This is a genomic window from Pseudomonas sp. B6002, from assembly GCF_013385985.1.
Taxonomy (GTDB): Bacteria; Pseudomonadota; Gammaproteobacteria; order Pseudomonadales; family Pseudomonadaceae; genus Aquipseudomonas.
The window spans coordinates 44586-70699 of record NZ_JACAOY010000014.1 but is presented as its reverse complement, the minus strand read 5'-3'; the positions used below and the strand labels follow the sequence as shown (position 1 = coordinate 70699).

The 26114-nt window shown below is 60.7% G+C and carries 21 protein-coding genes; 15 read left to right on the top strand and 6 right to left on the bottom strand.

Annotated features, from left to right (window positions below):
• Window positions 1-158: 158 nt before the first annotated feature.
• A complete protein-coding gene (locus HX792_RS19255; protein WP_176997569.1) occupies window positions 159-962 on the bottom strand; it encodes an AraC family transcriptional regulator in 804 nt (267 codons plus the stop codon).
• 85 nt (window positions 963-1047) lie between these two features.
• A complete protein-coding gene (locus HX792_RS19250; protein ID WP_176997568.1) occupies window positions 1048-2016 on the bottom strand; it encodes a hypothetical protein in 969 nt (322 codons plus the stop codon).
• Between the two features lie 175 nt (window positions 2017-2191).
• Here HX792_RS19250 and HX792_RS19245 point away from each other — a divergent pair, with 175 nt between their 5' ends.
• Together HX792_RS19245 and HX792_RS19240 are read left to right on the top strand one after the other, a co-directional pair.
• On the top strand, window positions 2192-3682 hold the full coding sequence (locus HX792_RS19245) for a helix-turn-helix transcriptional regulator (protein ID WP_176997567.1): 1491 nt from the start codon (window positions 2192-2194) through the stop codon (window positions 3680-3682).
• A gap of 109 nt (window positions 3683-3791) precedes the next feature.
• Window positions 3792-4064 carry a DUF1652 domain-containing protein gene (locus HX792_RS19240; protein ID WP_176997566.1) on the top strand — a complete coding sequence of 91 codons (273 nt, stop codon included), beginning with the start codon at window positions 3792-3794 and terminating at the stop codon, window positions 4062-4064.
• On the opposite strand, the gene HX792_RS19235 is transcribed toward HX792_RS19240, so the two are convergent.
• The gene (locus HX792_RS19235; protein ID WP_176997565.1) at window positions 4027-5220 is read right to left on the bottom strand and encodes an MFS transporter; all 1194 of its coding nucleotides are present in this window, start codon (window positions 5218-5220) and stop codon (window positions 4027-4029) included. The two genes, HX792_RS19240 and HX792_RS19235, sit on opposite strands and share 38 nt — an antisense overlap.
• Window positions 5221-5392: 172 nt before the next feature.
• Here HX792_RS19235 and HX792_RS19230 point away from each other — a divergent pair, with 172 nt between their 5' ends.
• Entirely contained in the window at window positions 5393-9652 is a 4260-nt protein-coding gene (locus HX792_RS19230; protein ID WP_176997564.1) for a dermonecrotic toxin domain-containing protein, read from the top strand.
• Between the two features lie 51 nt (window positions 9653-9703).
• On the opposite strand, the gene HX792_RS19225 is transcribed toward HX792_RS19230, so the two are convergent.
• Entirely contained in the window at window positions 9704-10012 is a 309-nt protein-coding gene (locus HX792_RS19225; protein ID WP_176997563.1) for an RcnB family protein, read from the bottom strand.
• Window positions 10013-10145: 133 nt separating this feature from the next.
• Here HX792_RS19225 and HX792_RS19220 point away from each other — a divergent pair, with 133 nt between their 5' ends.
• From HX792_RS19220 to HX792_RS19210, 3 genes are read left to right on the top strand one after another with little or no spacing between them, the layout of a single operon-like run.
• Window positions 10146-10703 carry a helix-turn-helix domain-containing protein gene (locus tag HX792_RS19220; protein WP_176997562.1) on the top strand — a complete coding sequence of 186 codons (558 nt, stop codon included), beginning with the start codon at window positions 10146-10148 and terminating at the stop codon, window positions 10701-10703.
• Window positions 10704-10714: 11 nt separating this feature from the next.
• The gene (locus HX792_RS19215) at window positions 10715-12061 is read left to right on the top strand and encodes a glutamine synthetase family protein (RefSeq protein WP_176997561.1); all 1347 of its coding nucleotides are present in this window, start codon (window positions 10715-10717) and stop codon (window positions 12059-12061) included.
• Between the two features lie 21 nt (window positions 12062-12082).
• A complete protein-coding gene (locus HX792_RS19210; protein WP_176997560.1) occupies window positions 12083-13180 on the top strand; it encodes a DNA alkylation repair protein in 1098 nt (365 codons plus the stop codon).
• Between the two features lie 138 nt (window positions 13181-13318).
• Here HX792_RS19210 and HX792_RS19205 read toward each other — a convergent pair whose 3' ends face one another.
• Window positions 13319-14209 carry a LysR family transcriptional regulator gene (locus HX792_RS19205; RefSeq protein WP_176997559.1) on the bottom strand — a complete coding sequence of 297 codons (891 nt, stop codon included), beginning with the start codon at window positions 14207-14209 and terminating at the stop codon, window positions 13319-13321.
• Between the two features lie 130 nt (window positions 14210-14339).
• Here HX792_RS19205 and HX792_RS19200 point away from each other — a divergent pair, with 130 nt between their 5' ends.
• The 6 genes from HX792_RS19200 (at window position 14340) to HX792_RS19175 (ending at window position 22299) form a co-directional block, all read left to right on the top strand.
• Window positions 14340-15986: a GMC family oxidoreductase gene (locus HX792_RS19200; protein ID WP_176997558.1), complete on the top strand. Its 1647-nt coding sequence runs from the start codon at window positions 14340-14342 to the stop codon at window positions 15984-15986.
• Between the two features lie 159 nt (window positions 15987-16145).
• Window positions 16146-17768, top strand: coding sequence for an MFS transporter (locus tag HX792_RS19195; RefSeq protein ID WP_176997557.1), 1623 nt, complete (start codon window positions 16146-16148; stop codon window positions 17766-17768).
• Window positions 17769-17995: 227 nt separating this feature from the next.
• Window positions 17996-19945, top strand: a complete 1950-nt coding sequence (locus HX792_RS19190) for a DNA topoisomerase III (RefSeq protein ID WP_176997556.1) — start codon at window positions 17996-17998, stop codon at window positions 19943-19945.
• 131 nt (window positions 19946-20076) lie between these two features.
• Window positions 20077-20517 carry a CBS domain-containing protein gene (locus HX792_RS19185; protein WP_078047822.1) on the top strand — a complete coding sequence of 147 codons (441 nt, stop codon included), beginning with the start codon at window positions 20077-20079 and terminating at the stop codon, window positions 20515-20517.
• Between the two features lie 8 nt (window positions 20518-20525).
• Window positions 20526-21371 carry an NAD-dependent protein deacetylase gene (locus HX792_RS19180; protein ID WP_176997555.1) on the top strand — a complete coding sequence of 282 codons (846 nt, stop codon included), beginning with the start codon at window positions 20526-20528 and terminating at the stop codon, window positions 21369-21371.
• 598 nt (window positions 21372-21969) lie between these two features.
• Window positions 21970-22299 carry a hypothetical protein gene (locus tag HX792_RS19175; protein WP_176997554.1) on the top strand — a complete coding sequence of 110 codons (330 nt, stop codon included), beginning with the start codon at window positions 21970-21972 and terminating at the stop codon, window positions 22297-22299.
• Between the two features lie 152 nt (window positions 22300-22451).
• Here HX792_RS19175 and HX792_RS19170 read toward each other — a convergent pair whose 3' ends face one another.
• Window positions 22452-23351: a LysR family transcriptional regulator gene (locus HX792_RS19170; protein ID WP_176997553.1), complete on the bottom strand. Its 900-nt coding sequence runs from the start codon at window positions 23349-23351 to the stop codon at window positions 22452-22454.
• 133 nt (window positions 23352-23484) lie between these two features.
• Between HX792_RS19170 and HX792_RS19165 the strand changes: the two genes are divergently transcribed.
• From HX792_RS19165 to HX792_RS19155, 3 genes are read left to right on the top strand one after another with little or no spacing between them, the layout of a single operon-like run.
• Window positions 23485-24183 carry a CoA transferase subunit A gene (locus tag HX792_RS19165; RefSeq protein ID WP_010211319.1) on the top strand — a complete coding sequence of 233 codons (699 nt, stop codon included), beginning with the start codon at window positions 23485-23487 and terminating at the stop codon, window positions 24181-24183.
• 35 nt (window positions 24184-24218) lie between these two features.
• Entirely contained in the window at window positions 24219-24878 is a 660-nt protein-coding gene (locus HX792_RS19160; protein ID WP_003211625.1) for a CoA transferase subunit B, read from the top strand.
• Between the two features lie 11 nt (window positions 24879-24889).
• Complete coding sequence (locus tag HX792_RS19155; protein ID WP_176997552.1) at window positions 24890-26071, top strand: acetyl-CoA C-acetyltransferase; 1182 nt, start codon at window positions 24890-24892, stop codon at window positions 26069-26071.
• Window positions 26072-26114: the final 43 nt, after the last annotated feature.

Sequence of the window (26114 nt, the reverse complement as noted above, 5' to 3'; positions counted from 1 at the left end):
GGGATCGGGCCATCGATTGCTGGAAATCCAACGGCTGGAACCGAATCAACTGTGGGAGCTGGCTTGCCTGCGATAGCGGTGGTGAATGACATACCGCTATCGCAGGCAAGCCAGCTCCCACAGGGTCCAGTGCCGTTAAGGGGATTATTGAGGACGGGTCAGGCGCGGCGCCATTCATCCGGGGAGATGCCCAGCACCCGGCGAAACACATGGGCCAGGTGCGAGGGCGATTCATAGCCGACGCTGTTGGCCACCTCCAGCACCGACATGCGCGTGTGCCGCAGCAGGGTTTGCGCACGTTCCAGGCGCAGGCGCTGGACATAGGCCAACACCGTCTCGCCCGTGTGCAGGGCAAACAAGCGGGTCAGGTGGCGGCGCGACATATGGAACACCGCCGCGATTTCATCCAGCCCCGGCGCATGTTCAAGGTTGCCCTCCACATAGGCCTTCACATCGCGCACCAGCATGGCGCCGTGACGCTCGGTGGAGGAGCGTTGCAGGCTCGGCTGGCTGAGGGAAATCGCCAGGCATTCGAGCAGCAGCAAATGATCGGCCTGGGCCAGTTGGCGGCGACGGTCCACATACGGGTCGGGCTGGCTGAAGGCTTTTTTCGCCAGCAGCAAATGGTGCAGCGGCGCGGAGGTTTGCCAGATGCCCAGGGTGGGCACGCGCAACAGCCGGTTGGCGTCCCCGGACAGGTCGCGCAGCGCGTAGTGCATGTAGTCGGGGTCGACGTAGAACGCCAGGTGACCCTGGCTGGCGGTGAGTGATGAGGAGGAATGGCTGCACTGCGGCGGCACCAGCACGAACTGGCGGTCGACCACCGAGGTGCTGCGCCCGCTGTCTTCGTCCTTGAAGCGCAGCAAGCCGTGCTCGGGCACCATCAACATGAACTCGTCATGGGCATGGGCCGCGGTTTCATAGGCACCATTGGAATTGAAGACGCTGTAGATATCACGCATCGCCAGGGACTGCCGGTGGGGGTGTGAACCCTGACACTAGCATGTTTGGTGCCAGTGAAAAGCAGCATCCTTGCTGCAAACCCGGTTAAGCCAGCGGCACCCGACGGGTTGTCAGCGCCACGCGCCCCACGAAGAAACTCAACGCCGCGCCCAGCAACAGCATCGCCAGGGTGCTCCAGGCCGCGCGGGAGAGCTGTTTGGCGGCCACGTCAGCGGCTTCACGGGCTTTCTGTTCGGCCTGCTGTTTCAGCTCATCCACCTTCTGCATGGCTTGCTGATACGCCTGGGCATAGTTGTCGACGATCTGCGTGGCTTCTTCTTTGCTCTTGCCGGTGCGCGCGGCAACGATGTTGATCAGCGCGTCTTTATCCGCAGCGTTCAAGGCCGGCTCGCCGGAGGCTTTGACACGCTCGAACCACTGCTTCAACTGATCGCCCGCTTGAGCCGGGTTAGTGGCAGCATCGGTGGCGACTTGCTTGCCGTCAGCGGCAGCCTGGTCGGTTTTCTGCTCGACCTTGGCCGGGTCCAGCTCAGGCTTGCCGCTTTGCTTGAGCAAGGTGTCGAGCTGGCCTTGCAGGCTGTTCCAGTCCAGCTGGATGCCCTGCTCATTGAGCTGCTGCTTGACGCTGTCGCCGATACCCGGCGCTGCAGCCGCGATGCCGCTACCGGCCACCGACAAGCCTTTGCCGACCACATTGCCGGCCGTGCCGACCACACTGGCCGCCAGCCCTGCCAGCAACCAGGTGGTGAGCAAGGTGGTGAGGGTCCAGGTCAGCACGCCGTGCAGGCCACCACGGTCCGGCGCGGTGCGCCCGGCAACAAACGCACCGGCAGCAATCGCCAGCAGGGTCGAGACAAACAGCCAGATCCCGGCCCCCGTGCCAAAGCCGCGCAACGGGTTACCCGCTTCCAGCGGGTTGACGGCACTCGCACCGATGGCAGTGCCCAGCACACTGAGCACCAGGTACGTCACCAGGGCAATGGCACTTCCGGCCAATACCGAACTCCAGGACACGCGAAACAGCGAACGGTTAGTTTCATAGACAGTGGTCATGTTCGATCCTTTGAGAGTTTTTGACCGTTTCAGTCTGGCGAGCGCCCGCCCTCCTCGTCCCCGCTCAAATGCACCAGGCCATCTGGTGCATTCGCACCCCGCCGCGGGCAACTGCTCTGCACTATCCTGAAGCCCGGGTGTCGTACTTTTCATGCGCACACACCCCGGAGATCCTATGACCCAGGCCGTTCTTGCCAAAGAAACCAACCGCCGCCAACTGCAGCAGATCATTTCCGGGCTGTCCGACGGGATCATTCTTGCCGAAGTCGACCAGACCATCCTCTGGGCCAATGAAGCCGCACTGAACATGCACGGTGTCGAAGCCGTCATGGCCCTGGGCGCCAATACCCAGGAATACGCCGAACGTTTTGCCCTGCGCTATCGCAATAACCACCCGGTGCTGCTGGAAAACTACCCCCTGGCGCGCGCGGCCACCGGCGAGGAGTTCACCGACGTGGTGGTGGAAGTCACCCCCGTGGGTGACGAAGAACGGACCTGGGTGCACCGCCTGCGCAGCCTGGTGATCACCGACTCCCACGGCGAGCCGGAACTGCTGGTGCTGATCCTCAGCGATGCCACCGAATGGGCCAGCGCCGAGCAGCGTTTCGAGAAGACCTTCAACGCCAACCCGGCCCCCGCCGTGATTTGCCGCCTCAGCGACCTGCGCTACATCAAGGTCAACCAGGGCTTCCTGGAAATGACCGGCTACAACCGCGACCAGGTCATCGGCAAATCCGTGTATGAGCTGGATGTACTGGAACAGGGCGAGCGCAAGGACTTGGCCATCCAGCGCCTGGGGGAAGGCGCGACCATCCCGCAAATGCAGGCCGAACTGCGGCTGCCCGAAGGCGGCAGCAAGCTGGTGATCGTTGCCGGTCAGCCGCTGGACATGAACGAAGAGGACTGCATGCTGTTTTCATTCATGGACCTGGAACCCCGGCGCAAGGCGGAAATCGCCCTGCGCCAGAGCGAGGAGCGCTTTGCCAAGTCGTTTCGACTGACGCCGGTGCCCACGCTGGTGTGCAGCGCTGCCAACCGGCAGGTGGTGGATATCAACGAAGCGTTCATGAGCATTACCGGGTACACCAGCGAAGAATTGATCGGCAAGTCCATCGAAGATATCGACTTCATCGACAGCCCCCAGGCCGGCACTCAGTTGTTCGCCACCCTGGAAAAAGCCGGCAACCTCGAAGGCCAGGACCTCAAGGTGCGCAAGAAAGGCAGCGAGGTGATCGACTGCGTGGTGTCCGCCGACACCGTGATCATCCAGGACGTGCCGTGCTACCTGCTGGTGCTGATGAACATCACCGAGCGCAAGCGTTCCGAACTGGAGCTGGTGGCGGCCATCGAGGAAGTGATGCAGGACGCGTCCTGGTTCAGCCAGACCTTGATCGAGAAACTGGCCAACGCCAAGAGCGTCAACAGCCCCAACCTGCCGAACGTGGCGTTCACCGACCTCACCGCCCGCGAGCGTGATGTACTGGGCCTGATCTGCGAAGGTTTGGCCGACAAGGAGATCGCTTCACGCCTGAAACTGGCGCCCAACACCGTGCGCAACCATGTGGCCACGGTGTATTCGAAACTCGGTGTTCACAGCCGTAGCGCGGCGATCGTCTGGGCCCGTGAACGCGGGCTGTTTGCCGGGGAACTGCGCCTCAAAAAGTAGACGCTTAAAGTGCAAATGCACTAGTGCCGCTAGTGCGAATTCGCCTTATAGCGGCGGGAGGCACGTCATACCCTTCAAGGCATCGAAATGATGTTTTGAAGGAACCCGCATGTTTACCCTCGCCCAACTGCGCAACTGCATTGAAGAAGGCCTGTCGCCACTGACGTGTGAGTTCACCCTGTGCCGTGACGCGTCCCTGACCCTCAAGGTCTACGACCTGGACACTGGCCGGGTAGACCTGGTGGTCACCGGGATCAGCACCAACCGGCTGCAGACCCCGCAAGAAGTGGAAAAGATGGTGGAAGAGCTGCGTTACGAGCTGCAAAGCAACACCATGGGCAAGCTCACGCTGGATGATTTGCCTTCAACGACGCCCCAATGAAATAGAACACCCCGCCCCCGACGATAAACGCCCCCAGCATGTAGAACATGGTGTGGGCCGGCAGGTTGGCCAACACCAGCCCACACAGCACCGGCCCCAGGGCGGCGCCCAGGTTGGACAGGTTCTGCGCCCCGTAATACATGCCGCGCAGGTGTTCCGGCGCGATGCGGTCGATGAACATGTATTCGGCCGGGAACACGATGATCTCCCCCACCGTGAACACCGCCATCGCCAGCACCCACCACAACACGCTGGTGGACAGCGCAAAGCCGATCAAGCCCAGCATGAACATGCCCAGCCCGGCGACCAGCCACTGGCCCAGGTAGCGATGGGAAATCCGCCGCCCGATCACGTATTGCAGGGCAATCACCAACACTGCGTTGGTGGTCAGCACGGCGCTGACCACGGTGTAGGTGTATTCGGCCGTGGTGGTGGTCACCAGGTATTGCGACAGCCATGCCGTGAACTGGCCGAACACCACCGCGCTGAGCACGCCGCCGAGGGTGAAGCACACCAGGCGATGATCCCTTAACAGTACGCGGCCAACGGCGAGGAAAGGCACCGGCTTTTGCGTGGCATCGACGGTCGCCAGGGTGCGGTCGCCCCAGCGCCAATACAGCAGGAAAAACCCCACGCCCAACAGCGCCGACAGGATAAACGGCACGCTGATATCCAGCTTGGCCACCATCGCGCCGAACGCCGGGCCTACGGCGTAGCCGATATTGGTCAGGGTGTACTTGATGGAAAACACTTCGCTGCGTGCATCCTCGGGGAGCAGCACGGCAAAACCGGCCTTCACTGCGATATCGATCACCGCGTAAGCCAGGTTGATCAGGATCAGGCAGCTGTAGAACGCCCAGATATTCTGCGCGAGCACCGTGCCGATAAAGCCCAATACGAACAGCACACTCAAGGCCAGCAACAAGCGATAGCTGTTGATGCGATCGACCAGAAAACCGCCGTACACACTGAGCAGCGAACCGACGATCAGCGAGCTGCCGATCACCAGGCCGACCTCGGTGATGTCCAGGGCAAAGTGGCTGGAGAGGTAGATGACGAGGTAGGGAAACGTGATCGCCTTGGCCAGCGTCAACAGCAACGTGGCGGACAGCAACAGGTTCACGGTACGCGGGTAGTTTCTTATTGTGGCAAGCATCCTGCTCTCTTTCCGGGACGGCAACACGGCCTTTGTGGGCTGCCACCATAACGTAACCTCACAGAAAAAACAGGAGTCGGACAGAGCTTGCTCACGGGGCTATCCGGGTAGCCCACGCAAGGTCAGAGCATCGGACAACATCGCCGTTGCATTCCTTAATCAGGCACTTCTTATGCAATACACCTCCGCTACACCGTCCGTGCTGCTGGACACGCTAAACGCCAAGGACTCACTCTTTAAATCCAGGCTGACCGAAAAAATCACAGCACTGAACAACGAGGTTCTCGACCGGTTAAAACAGCAACCCACCTTCTCTCAATTCGTACAACAGGCGTTCAACCTGGCATTTACATCACTGCCTGCCCCCGTCGATGTGAACAGCGTTTTCATCAGCGTTGGCCCAACCTCCACATCGACCGCCGAAACCCTGCCCGTGAACAACGCACAGCTATCTCATGAGGGAGCGCTCAAACCGCTGCTGCCTACGCTGATGGAGTCTGCGGCGGCAAGGATTGCGAGCAATCAACCCACCTCCTACGTTGGTCGCACCGTCAGCTTTCATCGCTCCCTCCAAACAGCGCAAGAAGCTGACCTTGTCGGGGGCATCACTGCACACGCATTCGAACAGTTTCTCAATAGGCTGGCGAACGACGTGGTCACCCAGTTCAAAGAGCACGTTGACCGCTACTGGAACGGCCCGATCAGCGAGACGGATGTACGTACCTGCAAAGAATGGGTCGCCGAAAAACGTCTCGACATCATGAAGACCGAGGTTGAACTGCTTAAAACCGATGGTGTGCTGGATACGTCGAGTGAGTGGCTGTTTCTAACGGTCACTCGCACTCCGGATGCACGGTCGCGCGGTGCATTGACGGGCCACCGGCCCGGCGTATACGGGTTGGCCATCAAGGATAAATTGTCGACAGATGTGCCTTTGTATGGCGCGTTCGTGCTCACTTCCCGTGATCAGGGCGACGCCCTGCTTCAGCCGGAAGATGACCACCCTCTCCCCCAAGCACGCGACATGAGCCCAGACACCGCGGTTGGCAGCGTTTTGCTTTATTTACCTGCAAGCGGTTTTGAAGTGTTCGATGCCTTGACCAGCCTTGACCTGGAGTTACATAGACGACTGAACAGCAAATCCGAGTTCGCTGACCTTCTGGAGTTGGTAGAAGAAAAGGACCGAGCCGCAGTGCTCGCCTTTCATCAGCAGCAAATAGCCAATGGGCAGTTCAGGTATACCGAGCGACTGGAGTCGGTTTTCAACCATTGCGTTGATGCGCTGTACCAGCAGGTTCATGCACACTTCGCCTGGATGGTGGCTCACTACCAAAAAAACAGCGAGCAACTGGACAGCGCTCAAATGCCTGCCAGCCTTGACCGGGTCACCGACCTTTCACGCGTGTTCGACGCCAGTCACCTGCTTGTCGCCCGGCAACGAAAACGGACCCAACTCAAGCTCCTGCAATTTCTCAAGGGCGCCTCCCCCAGCGAAAAGCAGGAGTGGGAGGCCGCCGTGCGCGATTACAGCGATAAACTGCTTGAGTTTTCAGCGCCAGACGGGCTGCCATCGCTGGCACAGTACAGCGACAAAAGTACATTGCTGGCCTATAGCAATGAACAACTGAGCAGGGTACTGGAAGCTGAGTACGGCTTGATCGCCAACCCGGATGAAATCATTGTCCACACCAAAACCTACGTGACACGGCAAGCAGGCGCCTACGTGACAGGGGGCAAACCTCACCCCTCCGAACCGGGTGCCAGGGTATTCGATGCTCGGCAGCGAACCTTGACTGAGCTAGCCCTGGATAACGTGGAATGGCTGGACCTCAACTTCATCAACTTCTCCAGGCTGACCGACGCGAAGCAGGCGCCGTACACAGCGCTGTCCGTCACGCAGGTCAAAGAGCTGGTTCGCAAGATCAACATTGGCGACAGCTACGAGCAATTTTTGAAGGAGCGTCTTGTAACCGGCGACGCGGCAAAAATCGAACAGTCCCACTACACGCAGATTATGGCCCTGCAACTGCGCGTCGATGCAATTGAGGCAAAAATTGCCGGTGACTTCCTACCAGACAGGCTGAACCGCGGTTTCAACTGGGTCATGAGCGTGCTCGCCGGGCCTCTCGATGACGACAAGCGCCCCAAGGTCGAAGAACACCGGATCATTGTCAGCAGCTTGAAGCTGCGTGGCGAGCGGGTCCGTGGCGTGCTGGTATTTTCCACGGGTTCACAAAGTGTTGGCTCGCAGGTGGTGTATACACCGCAAGCGAGCGGTGGTCGCGTGCTCCACGAATACGTCGACGCACCAAGCATGCACCGCGACTTCATCAACCACAGTGCCTGGCGTGAATACCTGATCGCACGCGTCGAAGTGAGTGCACGCCCCAGAATCCGTAGCGTCCTCGCGACAGGTGCCGGGCCGGCGGTCATCGCCCTGAGCAGAATCGCCGACAACTTCCTTGAAGAGGCTTATCTGATCGAAGCCTCAGCAGCCATCAACGAAGCGAACGCGCAATCAACGAGTACCCAGGAGTCCAACCTCGATGCCTCTCTCACCATCGTGACGGTCGCGCTGGATCTCGTCTCGATGTTCCTGCCGATCAAAATCATGCTGCCGATTGGATTGAGCAGAAGCATTCTGTCGGTGATCGATGCCGTGGACGCAGCCCAGGTGGGTGATCGCGCCACAGCTGCTCGCTCTATCGTGCGCGCATTCGCCGAACTGCTGGGCGCCGTGATCGACGGGGCCGTCGGGGCCGGCAGCTCGAGTTGGAAAGGCGCACAGCGCCTGGCGAGCACAGGGCTTGACCCGAAGCTGTCGCTGGCGAAAAAGCCAGAAGGCATAACGCCCCTTGAGGGGTGGGAAACGCATAACCTCTACGTGCGCCATGTCGCTGCACAAAAAGACACGTTGCAAGCGCCCCAGCACTTTCTTCTGGAAAAAAACCGCTGGTATTCCATACGCCGCGACAGCGATACCTTGGTATGGCGACTCAAAGACCCCCGGCGCCCTAACCAGGCCTACAAAGGCGATCCCCTCTTTCGCAATAGCCAGGGCAAATGGGAAATTCGCTCGCCAGGCTCAAGGGGCGAAGGCCTGGGCTTAATGGGCGGGGCTCCCACACCCACCGCGACCGAAAGAGCGTTGATGGACCTGTTCCCGTACCTTGATCAACAGCAGGCTCAACGGGTGTTCGATTTGTTCGTATTTCCCCTGGAGCGTGCACGGGAATTGGAGACGTCACTGGTACACCACTTGAGAACCTCGCTGGCCTTGCCGCCAGCATTTCATCAATACCTCCTATCGACACCTCAGCAGTTCGACGCGTTGATCAGAGGGCAACGCCTGTCGAGCTCACTGACGCCCAGCCCCGTAGAACCGGTTCCCGGTCCAAGTCGCTCGGTACGGCCTCCCGCTCCCGACAGAAGCCCACCGCCCATGGAGCAACGCTTTTTGGAGTGGGGGCAAACCCTGGACTCGACCACACACAGGCCAACCCAGGACCGCCCGCTGTTCTGGCGCAGCTCAACCGCCGACTCAGGCCTGGGTGCGCCCGAGTACATTCAACTCGGGGAGCGCCATTACGCAACACTGCCGGGTGGAAGTGCAGAAACCGGGGCCGTGATCGTGCCGAACAACCGTCGCTATTCCAGCTTCAACGAGTTCGAAGACATTCTTCATTACAACCTGTTCGATCAGCCACGATGGGTGCAATACAGTGAGTCGCTCGCCAGATGGATGATCAGCCTCGTAACCTTTCAGCGACCGCTGGTACGATACATTGAAGCGGCTTTTCCTTTATTCAGCGCTCAAACCGCCAGGCACATTGCCCAAGCGCTGTTCATCAATACCAACCCCGCAGGATTGAGCACCGACGGCTACACACGCTTGTGGAATACCCTGCGCGACTGGAGAAGTTGGCCTACCAGGCCATCCATCACACTAAGCGACCCCTTGCTATTGCTCTCTCGCCACCCGTTGGCGCACAACCAGAACTTTTGGACATTAAGCGCTCGTCCGGAATCTTTCACGTTGTTGGAAATAAACACTTCCCGTATACCGGGAAACCTGGCAGCCCAAGCATCCCTGCAACAAAACGATGCAACTACCCGCACATTGATGAGCACCGTATTGAGGAGCAGTGGGTATGAGGTGTTTGAGACTACGGCCCTCAATCATCTTATTTTCAGGCGCACCGGGCTTCCCACCGTCTATTGGCTGACGCTGCGCAGAACGCAGTCAACCCACCTCGCTTACCGAAACTACATAGACCCCAGCCCACAGCGAAACAGCTTTCAAAACCTGCCGCCAGCGATCCGGGCAATCGCGTCCCAAGCACATGCCCAGGGCGACTTCATTCCCTTGATAGGGGTGATACATACAGATCGCAGAACACACCTTGCGACACCTTACATTTTCATGCCGTGACTCAACCTGCCACCCCACGTCATCGCGTGGGGCGGCGCCGCGATTTGGCAATTATTTTTTTACCGGAGTGATCTCCAGAATCGTGCCGTTGGTGGTCTTGAGCAGGACGAATTTATCGCCCACCCGCGCCCATTGGCTATCGGCCTCTGGCTGCTTGAGGCCACGTTTTTTCCAATCACTGATAGCTGATTCCTTGCGCATCAGAATATCCGGGGCGCGGTCGCCCTCTTTCAAATCACGGGTGTTGATAGTGGAAGGCTGCACGGTTTCCTGGGGTGTATCACCGGCCTGTACGACAAAACTGGCAGTGGACAAGCCCGTGGCAACCAACAGGCAGGCGATCAGGGAGTTGGATTTCATGGATGCTCCTTCAATGATGGGGGCTTACCCAGGTTCGGACCGCTGGTGCAAACGATCATTCAACCCAAATGGCCTCGTTGCGCTCATGAAATAATTCCTGTAATTTTTCATGAAATTTATCGAAATAAATTTCATGACGCCACAAGAAGAACTCGCCACCCTCGCCGCGCTGATCCACGACCTGCGCAAGCACAAGAGGCTCACACTGGCCCAGCTCGCACACAAGATCGAGCGCTCGGTAGGTTTCCTGTCCCAGGTTGAACGCGGCCTGTCGCGCCCGACCGTGGCGGACCTCACGGCCATCAGCCACGCCCTCGACGTGCCCACCACCTATTTCTACAGCCAGCCCAAACCCAAGGCGGTGGACTGGATCACTCGTCCCAACGAACGGCGCACGGTGTACTACGCCAATGGCATCACCGACATCCTCGTCTCGCCGAGCATGAACGGCGCCTTTTCGATGCTCGACAGCCTGCTCGCCCCCGGCGCCAACAGCGGCGAGCAAACCATGAGCGATCGCGCCGAACAGGCCGGCTTCGTGCTGGAAGGTGAGTTGACGCTGTGGGTGGAGGGCGAAGCCGATTCGGTCACCCTCGGCCCGGGCGACAGCTTCCACCTGGCCAGTTTTGCCCATTGCCGCTACGCCAACCTGACTGATCTGCCCGCCCGCGTATTGTGGGTTTACAACTAGGAGTTGCACCCGTGAAAAGCCATGCCTCCACGTTACTGGCCGAAGTACGGACCTTTCGCCAGAACCATCCCGATGTGCGTTATGTCGACTTGATCGCCCTGGACATTCCCGGGCACTTCTACGGCAAGCGCTACCCCATCGAGATGCTGGAAAAAGTCGCCGCTGGCAGCCCTTTGAAGCTGCCGCAGAACGCTGTGCTGCTGGGGGCTCAGGGCGGGCTGTTCAAGATTGGTGACTACTGCTTCAACGACGGCGACCCGGACGCCAACCGTCGGCTGGTACCCGGCACGCTCAAGCCAGTGAGCTGGGAATCACAGCCGTTGGGCCAGATGCTGATCACCTCCGACGGCACCGAGGCACCGATCGAGTTCGAACCCCGTGAAGTGCTGGCCAAGGTACTGGAGCGCCTGCAACACAAGGGCATTCACCCGGTGGTGGCGTTCGAGCTGGAGTTCTACCTGTTCGACAAAAAACTCGACAACGGCCTGCCGCAGTTCCCACGCGACCCGCTGAGCGATGACGCCGATGACCAGCCCAACCTGCACATCGAGCGGCTTTCACGGTTCAGTGAAGTGCTGGATGACATGGCGCAGACCGCCAAAGACCAGGGCATCGACATCACGGTGATCACTGCCGAGATCGGCCCCGGCCAGTTCGAGATCAACTTCGGCCATTTGGACGACGGCCTGCGCGCCGCTGACTGGGCCGCCCTGTTCTGCCGCAGCACCCGGGGCGTGGCGCTCAAGCACGGTTACCGCGCCAGCTTCATGGCCAAGCCGTACCTGCAATATCCCGGCAGCGGCATGCACGTGCACGTCAGCCTGTATGACGGCGCGGGCAATAATCTGTTGGCCGCGCACCAGCAACAACCGCTGCGTCACGCGGTGGCCGGGTGCCTGGAATTGCTGCCGCATTGCATGCCGATCTTCTCGCCCAACAGCAACGCCTTCCGCCGCCTGGGCGGCACGGTGAATGCGGCGACTCGCGCCAGTTGGGGCTTTGAAGACCGCGACGCGTGCGTGCGTATCCCCGAGTCCGACCCACGCAACCTGCGCATCGAGCACCGCCTGGCCAGCGCCGACGCCAACCCGTACCTGGTGTTGGCGGCGATCCTGGTCGGCCTGGAGCATGGTCTTGAAGCCAAGCGCGATCCCATCGCCCCGCTGAACGAGGACCGCAGCAGCGGCACCGACTTCCCCCTGGAAATGCTCGAGGCCGTGCGCGCAATGCAACACCAACCGGTATTGCGCGATAAGCTGGGTGCCGAATTTGTCGACGTGTACTGCGAGAACAAACGCCAGGACCACTTGGCCTTCCAGCAAGAGATTCATGCGCGGGAATACCGCTGGTTTCTCTGACCCCACCCTATGGAATCACCGATGACCGACCAAAGCGCCCCGGCCCTCAAGGAAATCTTCAACGTCGAACGCCTGCAACACATCGCCACCGAGATGACAGCGGTGTACCCGGCGTTCGACGCCAAGGGGTTTCTCAAACACGCCAAGGACGGGCTGGCCGAGCTGTCGGTGATGCAGCGCATGGCGCGGGTCAGCGAGAGCCTCCACGCGGTGATCCCACTGGATTACCCGCAGAGCCTTGAACTGCTTTATGCCCTGGCGCCGCGCTTGAACAGTTCGTTTGTCAGCCTGTTCCTGCCGCACTATGTGGCGAGCTACGGGCTGGATGATTTCAAGCGCTCCATGGCCGCGCTCAAGTACTTCACCACCTTTGGCTCCGCCGAATTCGCCATCCGCCACTTTCTGCTGCACGACTTCCCGCGCACGCTGGCGGTGATGCAAGCCTGGTCGCTGGATGACAACGAACACGTGCGCCGCCTGGCCAGCGAAGGTTCGCGCCCGCGCCTGCCCTGGTCATTCCGCTTGACCGACGTGCAGGCCAACCCCGAGCTGTGCGCATCGCTCCTCGACAACCTCAAGGCTGACCCCAGCCTGTACGTGCGCAAATCGGTGGCCAACCACCTCAACGACATCACCAAGGACCACCCCGACTGGGTACTCGGCCTGATCGAAGGCTGGAACCTGGAGAACCCCCACACCGCCTGGATCGCCCGCCACGCCCTGCGCAGCCTGATCAAGCAAGGCAACACCCGCGCACTGACGATCATGGGTGCCGGGGCCAAGGCCGAGGTGAAGCTTCACCACCTGAAGGTCACGCCGGCAGTGATCAACCTCGGCGAGCGCATCAATCTGTCCTTCAGCCTGGAATCCATCGCTGCTGCGCCACAGAAGCTGGTGGTCGACTACGCCATCGACTACGTGAAAAGCGCCGGCCACAGTGCAAACAAGGTGTTCAAGCTCAAGGCCTTCAGCCTGGGCGCCGGCGAGCAGCAGCACGTTCGGCGCGAACAGCACATTCGCGACATGACCACGCGCAAGCACTACCCCGGCCGGCATGTGGTGCATGTGTTGGTGAATGGGGAACGGTTGGGGAGTGTGGAGTTTGAGTTGCGTGCCTGACGCGGCTCAAGCAACACCACCGGTCAAATGTGGGAGCTGGCTTGCCTGCGATGGGGTGTGTCAGTTGATAAATCTGGTGACTGATCCACCGCCATCGCAGGCAAGCCAGCTCCCACAGGTTTGATCCGGTGTATTCAGTCAGGTTTCACCCAGCAACAAGCCCTGCTCCCGCGCACACAACTCCACCACGTAATCCCACAACACCCGCAGCCGCACTGACTTGTGCAGCTCCCTGCGCGAGCTGATCCAGTAGCTGCGCTGGATGCCCTCCCCCGGCAGCAACGGCACCAGGTCCGGGTCGCCGGCGGCCATGAAGCACGGCAGCACCGCAATGCCTAGCCCCGAGCGCGCGGCCTGGTGCTGGGCGATGACGCTGGTGCTGTGGAACACCACCTTGGGGTTGCGGCAGAAACTGCTGAGGAATTTGAGCTCCTGGCTGAACAGCAGGTCGTCCACGTAATCGATCCAGGCATGGGCGGCGAGGTCTTCGCGTTTTTCGATCGGCGGGTTGCGGTCCAGGTAGGCACGGCTGGCGTAGAGCGCCAGGCGGTAGTCGGTGAGCTTGCGGGTGACGAGTTGGTCGACGCTGGGGCGTTCGAGGTGGATGCTGATTTCCGCTTCGCGGTTGAGGATGCTGACAAAGCGCGGCACCGCCACCAGCTCCACCTCCAGCCCCGGGTAGCGTTCGAACAACCCTCCCATGCGGCTGGCGAGGAACATCACGCCCAGGCCTTCGGCGACGCCAAGACGGATCTTGCCCAGGGGCGCGGCGCTATGGGTGAGTTCGTCTTCGGCCAGCAGCGCGACGTTTTCCATGGCTTCGGCGTGCTTGAGCAGGGCCTCGCCCGCAGGGGTGAGTTCGTAGCCCTGGGCGTGCTGCACGAACAACGCGGTGCCGAGGCTTTTTTCGATGGCTTCGATATGCCGCGCCACGGTGGCGTGGGTGGTTTTCAGGCGCTGCGCGGCGGTGAGCAGGCGGCCGCTGCGTTGCAACTCAAGAAAATATCGCAAGTCATTCCAGTCGAACATGTCGCCTCCATTGCATGAACTCCGGCCGCGCTGTTTAAAAACGCACAGCAGCTGGGTAAAAACTAACATTTTTAAGACGAAAACTAACAACTAGGATGGAACGCATAAGAAAAACAAGCGAGACCTTCAGATGCCCATTGCAACTGCTGAATACGATTACATCGTCGTAGGCGCCGGCCCCGCAGGCTGCCTGCTGGCCAATCGACTGTCCGCCAACCCCGCCCACCGCGTGCTGCTACTGGAAGCCGGTGGCCGCGATAATTACCCCTGGATCCACATCCCCGTCGGCTATCTGTTCTGCATCGGCAACCCGCGCACCGACTGGTGCTTCAAGACCGAAGCCCAGGAAGGCCTGCAAGGCCGTGCGCTGAGTTATCCGCGCGGCAAAGTATTGGGCGGCTGCTCCTCCATCAACGGCATGATCTACATGCGTGGCCAGGCCCAGGACTACGACGGCTGGGCGGCCCTGGGCAACCCGGGCTGGGCCTGGAACGACGTGCTCCCGCTGTTCAAGCACAGCGAAAACCACTTTGCCGGCGGCTCGGACTTCCACAGCGATGGTGGTGAATGGCGCGTGGAACAACAGCGCCTGCACTGGCCGATCCTGGACGCCTTCCGGGATGCCGCGGCGCAAAGCGGCATCGCGCCGATCAGCGACTTCAACACTGGCGATAACGAAGGCTGCGGCTACTTCCAGGTCAACCAGAAAGCCGGTGTGCGCTGGAACGCGGCAAAGGCGTTTCTCAAGCCGGTTCGCCAGCGGCCTAATCTCACGGTACTGACGGATGTGGACGTCGACCGCGTGCTGCTGGAAAACGGCCGCGCTTCGCAGGTCATCGCACGCCAGCATGGCCAGCAGGTGAGCTGGAAGGCACGCAAGGAAATCGTGTTGTGTGCCGGCTCCGTGGGTTCACCAGGCATTCTGCAACGCTCGGGCATCGGCCCGTCCAACGTGCTCAAACCCTTGGGCATCGAGGTGTTGCGCGAACTGCCCGGCGTGGGCGGCAACCTGCAGGACCACCTGCAACTGCGGCTGATCTACAAGCTGGAAAACGCCCGCACCCTGAACCAGATCGCCGGTTCCGTATGGGGCAAGATGGGCATGGGCCTGCAGTACCTGTATGACCGCAGCGGCCCGCTGTCGATGGCGCCCAGCCAACTGGGGGCGTTCGCCCGTTCAGGCCCCGAGCAGACGTCGGCCAACCTTGAATACCACGTGCAGCCGCTGTCCCTGGAGCGCTTTGGCGAACCGCTGCACGGGTTCCCGGCGTTTACCGCGTCGGTCTGCGACCTGCGCCCACAGAGTCGCGGGCGCATTGATATTCGCTCGGCCGACCCTGCGGATGCGCCGTTGATTCGCCCCAATTACCTAAGCCATCCCGAAGACTTGCGCGTAGCCGCCGACGCGATCCGCCTGACGCGCCGCATTGTCGCCGCGCCTGCCCTGAGCCAGTTCAAGCCGGTGGAATATCTGCCTGGCGATTCGCTGCAAACCGAAGAAGAACTGCACGAAGCGGCGGCCCGTATCGGTACGACTATCTTCCATCCAGTGGGCACCTGCCGCATGGGCGATGACCCGGATGCGGTGGTGGATGCGCAACTGCGCGTGCATGGCGTGCCAGGCCTGCGCATCGCCGACGCCTCGATCATGCCGCGCATCACGTCCGGCAACACCTGTTCACCTACGCTGATGATTGCGGAGAAAGCCGCACAGCTGATCCTTTCGCCGAATACAAGGAACCTTGCTCCCGAGAAAACAATCGCCACACCCGCGTGACCTGCAGGCGTCCGGCTTGCCGGCGATTGCACCCTCTGGATTTGCGTTTGACTTGAGGGCGCCATCGTCGGCAAGCCGGGCTCCTACATAAGGACGACCGGCGCTGAAGTTGGCGCCGACAGTGGAACAACAATAAATAATCACTGTGAGGGCTACCCGATGTCAGAACATGCTCAACCCCTGGGCTCGGCGGTGACCGCCAGCGCCGGCAACGACTCCAAGAAAGTCATCTTCGCCTCGTCCCTGGGGACGGTGTTCGAGTGGTATGACTTTTTCCTCTATGGCGCCCTCGCGGCGGTGATCAGCAAGCAGTTCTTTGCCGGGGTCAACGACACCACAGCTTTCATCTTTGCCCTCATGGCGTTTGCTGCAGGCTTTGTGGTGCGCCCCTTTGGCGCGCTGGTGTTTGGCCGCCTGGGGGACATGATCGGGCGCAAGTACACCTTCCTGGTGACCATCATCCTGATGGGCGTGGCAACCTTCTGCGTCGGCCTGCTGCCCACCTACGCCAGCATTGGCATTGCGGCGCCGATCATCCTGATCGTGCTGCGCATGTTGCAAGGCCTGGCGTTGGGCGGCGAATACGGCGGTGCAGCGACCTACGTCGCCGAGCACGCACCGGCCGGCAAGCGCGGTTTCCACACCAGCTGGATTCAATCCACCGCCACCCTCGGCCTGCTGCTGTCGCTGCTGGTGGTACTGGCCTGCCGTTACTTCACTGGTGACCAGTTCGAGGTGTGGGGCTGGCGTATTCCGTTCCTGTTCTCCATCGTGCTGCTGGGTATCTCTACCTGGATCCGCATGAGCCTGCATGAGTCGCCGGCCTTCCTGAAAATGAAAGAGGAAGGCAAGGCCAGCAAATCGCCGATCCGCGACTCGTTCGGTAAATGGGAAAACCTCAAGATCGTGCTGATTGCGCTGTTCAGCATCAACGGCGGGCAGGCGGTGACCTTCTACGCGGCGCAGTTCTACGTGCTGTTCTTCCTCACGCAATTCCTGAAGATGGACCCGGCCCTGGCCAACATGCTGTTGATCATCAGCGTGGTGATCGGCGCGCCGTTCTTTATCTTCTTCGGCTGGCTGTCGGACAAGATCGGGCGCAAGCCGGTGCTGATGCTCGGCCTGTTGCTGGCGACCGCGCTGTACTTCCCGATCTTCAAGGGCCTGGCGCACTACACCAACCCCGCCATGGACCAGGCCAGCCACCAGGCGCCGATCACCGTGACGGCCGATCCGGCCACCTGCACCTTCCAGTTCGATCCGGTGGGCAAGGCCAAATTCGACAGCCCGTGCGACAAGGTCAAGACGTTCCTGGTCAAGCAGGGCCTGCCCTACAGCAGCGCCGCCGCACCGGCCGGCAGCCCGGTACAGGTGAGCGTGGGCGAAGTACGTATTGATGGCTTCGACGAAGCCGCCCTGCGCGGCGCCGTGACCCTGGCCGGCTACCCGACTTCGGCGGATGTGGCCCAGGTCAACAAGACCATGGTGGTGGTGCTGATCGTGGCGCTCATCCTGATCGCGGCCATGTGCTACGGCCCGCTGGCGGCGCTGATGGTAGAACTGTTCCCGACGCGTATCCGCTACACCTCGATGTCGCTGCCTTACCACATTGGTAACGGCTGGTTCGGTGGGTTCCTGCCCACCGTGTCGTTTGCCCTGGTGGTGTACACCGGCGATATCTTCTACGGCTTGTGGTACCCGGTGGCCGTGACTGGGGTGAGCCTGATCGTGGGGCTGTTCTGCCTCAAGGAAACGCGCAACGTGGATATCGACAACAACTGATCGTCCACACACTGGAGATACCCTGTGGGAGCGGGCTTGCTCGCGAATTCGGTGCATCAGTCACAGACGAGTTGACTGACCCACCGCCTTCGCGAGCAAGCCCGCTCCCACATTTGGTTTGGGGATCGACACACAAATTGCTGTATATCCATCCAGATAATGGTTGATCAAATCCCTTCTTTTGCCCATCCTGCTCCCCATTCAACTGTGTAACGAATGGGCTGACCATGCGGCTGTACCTCTGTGAAAAACCCTCCCAGGCCAAAGACATTGCGGCCGCGCTCGGCGCCAGCCGCCGTGGCGACGGGTGCTGGCTGGGCACCGGGGTTACCGTCACCTGGTGCATCGGCCACCTGCTGGAAACTGCCCCGCCCGATGCCTACGACGAGAAGTACAAACGCTGGGTGCTGGCCGACCTGCCGATCATCCCGGAAAAATGGAAGATGCGGGTCAAGCCCAAGACCGCCAGCCAATTCAAGGCGGTCAAGCGCCTGTTGGGGGAAGCCCAGGAACTGGTGATCGCTACCGACGCCGACCGCGAAGGCGAGATGATCGCCCGTGAGCTGGTGGAGCACTGCCGTTATCGCGGGCCTATCCAGCGCCTGTGGCTGTCGGCACTCGATGACGCCTCCATCCGCAAGGCCCTCGCCGCACTCAAGCCAGGGGCGGAGACCTTCAGCCTGTATCACTCGGCCCTCGGCCGTTCCCGCGCCGACTGGCTGATCGGCATGAACATGAGCCGCCTGTTCACCTTGCTCGGGCGCCAGTCCGGGTATCAGGGTGTGCTGCCCGTGGGCCGCGTACAAACGCCGACTTTGCGCTTGGTGGTGGACCGCGATCGCAGCATTGCCGACTTTGTGCCGGTGGCCTACTGGGCCATCGACGTCGACCTGCGACATGAACATATGACCTTCACCGCCCAGTGGCGCGCCGCCGAGGATGCCTGTGATGACCAGGGCCGCTGCCTCAACCCGCAACTGGCGCGGGAAGCCGCAGACGCGATGAGCAACGCCGCCGGTGCACGGCTGGTCAAGCTGCGTACCGAGCGCATGCGCGAAGTGGCTCCCCTGCCCTTCGACCTGGGCACCCTGCAGGAAATCTGCTCCAAGAAACTGGGCCTCGGCGCCCAGGAAACCCTGGATATCGCCCAGTCGCTCTACGAAACCCACAAAGCCATCACTTACCCCCGAAGCGATTGCGGCTATCTGCCGGTGAGCCAGCACAGCGAAGCACCGAAGATCCTCGCAGCACTCGGGCGCGCAGACGCGGCCGTCAATGAGCTGATGCCGCATCTCGATGCCCAGCGCCGTTCACGGGCGTGGAACGACGCCAAGGTCAGCGCGCACCACGGCATCATCCCCACCGGCGCCGGCAAGGATGCGAGCCAACTCACCGGCAAGCACCGCGCGGTGTACACGCTGATTCGTGCCCGCTACCTGGCGCAGTTCCTGCCCAACCATGAATACGATCGCACCCAGGCGGATTTCGACTGCGCAGGCTTTGCGTTGCGCGCGGTGGGCAAGGTGGTGATCGAGCCAGGCTGGAAACGCGCATTGCCCGAAGCGCTGGCCCCGGCCAAGGGGCGTGAAGCACCGGCGCCTCAAGCGCTGCCGACCTTGGTGCAGGGCCAGTACTACGCAGTGGCAAAGGTCAACCTGAAAGACCTGTGGACCCAGCCGCCCAAGCCCTTTACCGAAGGGGACCTGATCAAGGCGATGAAAAACGTCGCCAAGCTGGTGGAAGACCCACTGCTCAAGCAGAAGCTCAAGGACACCACCGGCATCGGCACCGAGGCCACCCGTGCCGGAATTATCCAGGGGCTGCTGGATCGCGGTTACCTGGTGAAAAACGGCAAGGCCTTGTCAGCCACAGCGGCGGCGTTCAGCTTGATCGACGCAGTGCCCCGCGCCATCGCCGACCCGGGCACCACCGCCATCTGGGAGCAGGCACTGGACATGGTGCAAAGCGGTGAAATGAGCCTGGAGGAATTCGTTGCCAAACAGGCGGCCTGGATGAGCAAGCAGGTGGCACGCTGCAACGGGATGCGCATGACCATCACCGCCCCGGCCCCCCCCGCAGGCCGAAGCGCCACACCCTGGAAGAAGAAACGCAAGAGTGCCCCACGCAAGGCAGCAGCGGGCCCGAAACGGGCGAAAAAGCCGACAACTGCGGGGTAAACCGCAAAAAAATCCGGGGAATGACGTTTTTCGACGGGTTTGACGCCGCTTTGGACCTTGCGACGGCGTGGGCCGTCTAGGATTCTGTAGGGGGACCCTGACCCACTAACAACAACATCGGAGTGGCCGCCATGAAAACCGTCGCACAAGTGCTCAAAGCCAAGGACCAGAAAAACCAGGATGTCCACACCATCAAGCACGACCATACCGTGTTTGAAGCGCTGGTGCGGATGTCAGAGAAGAACGTCGGGGCCTTGCCGGTGGTCCAGGATGGTGTAGTGGTAGGCATCATCAGTGAGCGTGACTACGCGCGCAAAATCATGCTCAAGGGGCTGTCATCGGTCACCACCAAAGTCCATGAGGTGATGAGCTCTCCGGTGATCACCGTCGACACCCATAAAAAGGTCGACGAATGCATGAACATCATGACCGACAGTCATCTGCGCCACCTGCCCGTGGTCGAAGACGGCAAACTGCTGGGCCTGCTGTCCATCGGTGACCTGGTGAAGGAAGCCATTGCCGACCAGGCTGACCTGATCAAACAGTTGGAGCAGTACATTCGCGGCGAATAGGGGAACCCATGCCAGGCACGCAGGAACATCTGGAAGACCACCTCGACACGTTGTATCGCGCCATGGCCGAACGGCGTTTTCTGGTGTTGACCGGTGCAGGCATCAGCACGTCATCAGGCATTCCCGATTACCGCGACAGCGAAGGCGTGCGCCGGGGCAAGGCGCCGATGATGTACCAGGAGTTCCTGGCCACCCCACAGGCGCGGCGCCGGTACTGGGCCCGGGCAATGCTGGGGTGGCCACGGGTACGCATTGCACAGCCGAACCAAGCGCATCGGGCACTGGCGACGCTGCAACAACGTGAGCGCATCAATGGGCTGATCACGCAAAACGTCGACACCCTGCATGATCAGGCCGGTAGCCAGGGTGTGATCGAGTTACACGGCAGCCTGCACCGTGTGCTCTGCCTGGATTGCCTGCGGCGCAGCGAGCGCGATGTGATCCAGCGGCTGATGGAAGATGAGAACCCCTACCTCGCTGGCGTCGACGCCGTACAGGCTCCTGACGGCGACACCTTGCTTGATCCAGCCTTCGAAGAACGCTTCCAGACGCCCCATTGCCCCTATTGCAACGGCCAACGGCTCAAGCCGGATGTGGTCTTTTTTGGCGAAAACGTCGCCCAGGCCACGGCCGCCAACGCCATGGCGGCGGTGGAACAGGCCGAGGGCCTGCTGGTGGTGGGTTCATCGCTGATGGCCTATTCAGCGTTTCGCCTGTGCAAGGCCATGGTCGAGCAAGGCAAACCGGTGATCGCCATCAACCTCGGCAAGACCCGTGGGGATGAGCTGTTGCAGGTGAAGATCGAGGCTTCGTGCGAGCAATTATTGCCGTTACTCGCCGAACGGCTGAATTAGATCCCCTGTAGGAGCCGGCTTGCCGGCGATTACGGACTGTCAGTTAACACATTCGTCGCTGACACACCGCTATCGCCGCGGTGCGACGATTCGACAAGCCAGCTCCTACAGGATTCTGTGTTCAATTTGGCCACTGGGCACCGCGACCAAACCGCACGAAAAATGACGCACAGGTCACGTTTTTCCGCATTCTCCCGTCCCTACAGCAATTTATGTAGTGCTAAAAAATAATCACTACATAATCGTTGACGTAACCCTTTTGTCCTTGCATTATCGAGACGTCTCCCGGATCGGGAGCGTTGGCAACAAGCGTTTTGAAAGAGCTCGTCTGACCGCCGAGCTGTTTTTTCCGGATGTGCACTGCCCACAAGGCAGATTGATGAAGCTGACCGGCCCGGAGGGCTCGGTACAAGGCGCTCAAATGCGGCTTGTCTTCGTTATGAAACCATTGCGTAGCAGTTCATCAGCAAGACTACATGCATCAGGTTCAAGACCCTGCCCGTATTCGGCAGACCGTCGCTGACGCCCGGTTTTCGGAACCGGAGACAACTAACCATGTATCAATTGATAGATCGCCAACTGGTCAAGGGGCTTACACATGAATCTGAACAACCAACCAACTATCGATGAATTGGCTGAGATGTTCGCAGCGCAGAAAGACACTCTCGACGACCATATCCTTTGGGTGGGTAAATCGGGCGAAGTCCAAATTGACTGCCTGGCGCCCCATACCGAAGAAGCTGAGTTTGACCGCAATAACCGTGAACTGGCGGCGCGCCTGAAGATGTACCGCCGTGGCCAGGGTTATGTCGGCAAGAAGGCCGCGGCCGATCGCAACTTTATCGAACATGTATTCGAGACACTTAACAATGCCTGGGCATCTTTCAAGGACAGCTCGCAAGTTAAAGTGATCGACCGTTACTACTAACTATTAGTTAGCACACTAAGTCCGCCCGGCTAACCGAGCGGACTTTTTTATTGCCCTGACGTTTTAATACCACCACAAAACCTGTAGGAGCCGGCTTGCCGGCGATAGCGGCCTTGAGATCGCCATCGCCGGCAAGCCGGCTCCTACACAGTTCAGAGTGGGAACCGGCCTTTCACGGCTTCATCACGAAAAATGTCGAACAACACCTGCGCCGCCGCCGACAGTTCATGCCCTGGCTTGGTCAACACACCAATCGGCCGTTCGATCACGGGGTCGCCCAGGGTGATGCAATGGGCGCCCGCCTCTTCCATCTGTTGCGCGCACAACGCCGGGACTGCGCTGACGCCCAGACCGCTGGCAACCATTTTGCCTACTGTCGCCAACTGATGGCTTTCCAGCGCAACCGGCAGCTTCATCTGCAGGGCACCCAGGTGCTCCTCCAGCATCACCCGCACCGTGGAAGGCCGTTGCAGGGTAATGAACGGTTGCTCCAACAGAGTCTTCCAGTCGATATCATCGCGCTGCGCAAGTGGTGAATCGCCGGGTACGACCGCAATGAAGCGGTCCAGGTACAACGGTGTGAACGCCAGCGATGAACCCTCCGACGGTTCGAACGCCACACCCAGTTCGACCTGGCGGTCGCGGACCATCTCCATGACCTGCTCGTTGATCAGGTCATGCACCGTCACGTTCACCTGGGGGTAACGTGCGCGGAATATCTTCAGGATTGGCGGCAGCAAGTTGCCCGCAAATGATGGCATCGCCGCCACAGTCACCCGGCCGCGTTGCAAGGTGAAGCGCTGGCGCAGTTCGTCTTCGGCATTGTCCCAATCGGCGATCAGCCGGCGCGCCAGGGGCAACAGCGATTCGCCTTCAGGGGTAAGGGCCACGTTGCGGGTGTTGCGGCTGAACAAACGCCCGCCCAAGCCTTCTTCCAGGCCCTTGATGGTCAGGCTCAACGCCGATTGGGAAAGGTGCAGACGCTCGCAGGCGGCGGCGAAACTCAGGGATTGGGCCACTGCGAGAAAGGCCCGCATCTGTTTAACGGTCATGAGGCTGCTCCGGGCGGCTGGGCGACTATGCTGTTTTTTAAATCAATCATCCCTAAAAAACAACTTAACAAATCAATCCGTCAGCGCAACACTCGGATCACTGGCTGGACCACAAACAATAAAAGAGGTGCATATGGCAGGTTTCGATAAACGCGTAGCGTCCTATGAAGAAGCGCTGGCAGGCCTGGAAGACGGCATGACCGTCCTCTCCGGTGGTTTTGGCCTGTGCGGCATTCCAGAAAACCTCATCGCCGAGATCAAGCGCAAAGGCACCCGCGACCTGACTGTGGTTTCCAACAACTGCGGCGTCGATGGTTTTGGCCTGGGCGTGCTGCTCGAAGAAAAACAAATCAGCAAGGTGATCGCCTCCTACGTCGGTGAAAACGCTCTGTTCGAGAAGCAATTGCTCAGCGGCGAAATCGAAGTGGTGCTGACCCCTCAAGGCACCCTGGCCGAAAAAATGCGCGCAGGCGGTGCCGGCATTCCGGCCTTCTTCACCGCGACCGGCGTCGGCACCCCCGTGGCCGAAGGCAAGGAAACCCGTGAATTCAATGGCCGCCCGTACCTGATGGAAGAGTCCATCACGGGCGACTTCGCCATTGTCAAAGGCTGGAAAGCCGACCATTTCGGCAACGTGATCTACCGCCACACCGCCCAGAACTTCAACCCGCTGGCCGCCACCGCTGGCAAGATCACCGTGGTTGAGGTCGAGGAAATCGTCGAACCGGGCGAGCTGGACCCGGCGCAGATCCACACCCCTGGCATCTACGTCGACCGGATCATCTGCGGCACGTTCGAGAAGCGCATTGAACAGCGCACCGTGCGCAAATAATCCGCCCCCAGCCCGAATAATAAGAGGAAACACACATGGCGCTTACCCGCGAACAAATGGCTCAACGCGTCGCCCGCGAAATGCAGGACGGTTTCTACGTCAACCTGGGCATCGGCATTCCGACACTGGTGGCCAACTACATTCCCGAAGGCATGGAAGTGATGCTGCAATCGGAAAACGGCCTGCTGGGCATGGGACCGTTTCCTACTGAAGAAACCATCGATGCCGACATGATCAACGCCGGCAAACAGACGGTGACCGCACGCATCGGCGCTTCGATTTTTTCCTCCGCCGAATCTTTCGCAATGATCCGTGGCGGCCACGTCGACCTTACCGTGCTTGGCGCCTTCGAAGTGGACGTACAAGGCAACATCGCCTCGTGGATGATCCCCGGCAAGCTGGTCAAGGGCATGGGCGGCGCCATGGACCTGGTGGCCGGCGCAGAAAACATCATCGTGATCATGACCCACGCGTCCAAGGACGGTGAGTCCAAGCTGCTCAGCCAATGCAGCCTGCCGCTGACCGGTGCCAACTGCATCAAGCGCGTACTGACGGACCTGGCGTACCTGGAAATCGAAAATGGCGCTTTTGTCCTCAAGGAACGCGCACCTGGCGTCAGCGTTGAAGAGATTGTGAGCAAGACGGCCGGTAAACTGATCGTCCCGGACCACGTTCCAGAAATGCACTTCCAGTGAGGACAGATTCCATGCAAGACGTCGTGATTGTTGCTGCCACCCGCACCGCCGTGGGCAGCTTCCAGGGTTCGCTGGCAAATATCCCGGCACCGGAACTGGGCGCCGCCGTGATCCGTCGCCTGTTGGAACAAACCGGCCTGGACCCGGCCCAGGTCGATGAAGTGATCCTCGGCCAGGTGCTTACCGCAGGCAGCGGCCAGAACCCGGCGCGCCAAGCCTCGATCCTCGCCGGCCTGCCCCACGCGGTGCCGAGCCTGACGTTGAACAAGGTCTGCGGTTCTGGCCTCAAGGCCTTGCACCTTGGCGCCCAGGCCATCCGTTGCGGCGATGCCGAAGTGATCATCGCCGGCGGCATGGAAAACATGAGCCTGGCCCCCTACGTACTGCCAGCGGCGCGCACCGGTTTGCGCATGGGCCACGCCAAGATGATCGACAGCATGATCACCGACGGCCTGTGGGATGCGTTCAACGATTACCACATGGGCATCACCGCCGAGAACCTGGTGGACAAGTACGGCATCAGCCGTGAAGCCCAGGATGCGTTCGCCGCAGCCTCCCAGCAAAAAGCTGCTGCGGCTATCGAAGCCGGGCGGTTTGTGGATGAAATCACACCGATCCTGATCCCGCAGCGCAAAGGCGACCCGGTGGCGTTCGCGGTGGATGAACAGCCCCGCGCCGGCACCACTGCCGAATCCCTGGCCAAGCTGAAACCGGCGTTCAAGAAAGACGGCAGCGTCACCGCCGGCAACGCCTCCAGCCTTAATGACGGCGCCGCCGCCGTGCTGCTGATGAGTGCGGACAAGGCCAAGGCCCTCGGCCTGCCCGTGTTGGCGCGCATTGCCAGCTACGCCAACGCAGGCGTCGACCCGGCCATCATGGGCATCGGCCCGGTGTCGGCCACCCGCCGCTGCCTGGACAAGGCCGGTTGGAGCCTGTGCGACCTGGACCTGATCGAAGCCAACGAAGCCTTCGCCGCGCAATCCCTGGCGGTGGGCAAAGAGTTGGAGTGGGACGCGGGCAAGGTCAACGTCAATGGCGGCGCCATTGCCATTGGCCACCCGATCGGCGCTTCGGGCTGCCGCGTGCTGGTGACCCTGCTGCATGAAATGATCAAGCGCGACGCCAAGAAAGGCCTGGCAACGCTGTGCATCGGTGGTGGCCAAGGCGTAGCCCTCGCCCTCGAACGCAGCTGATCCAAAGAGCAACATGGAAAAGGCCCGGTTCCACGAAAACCGG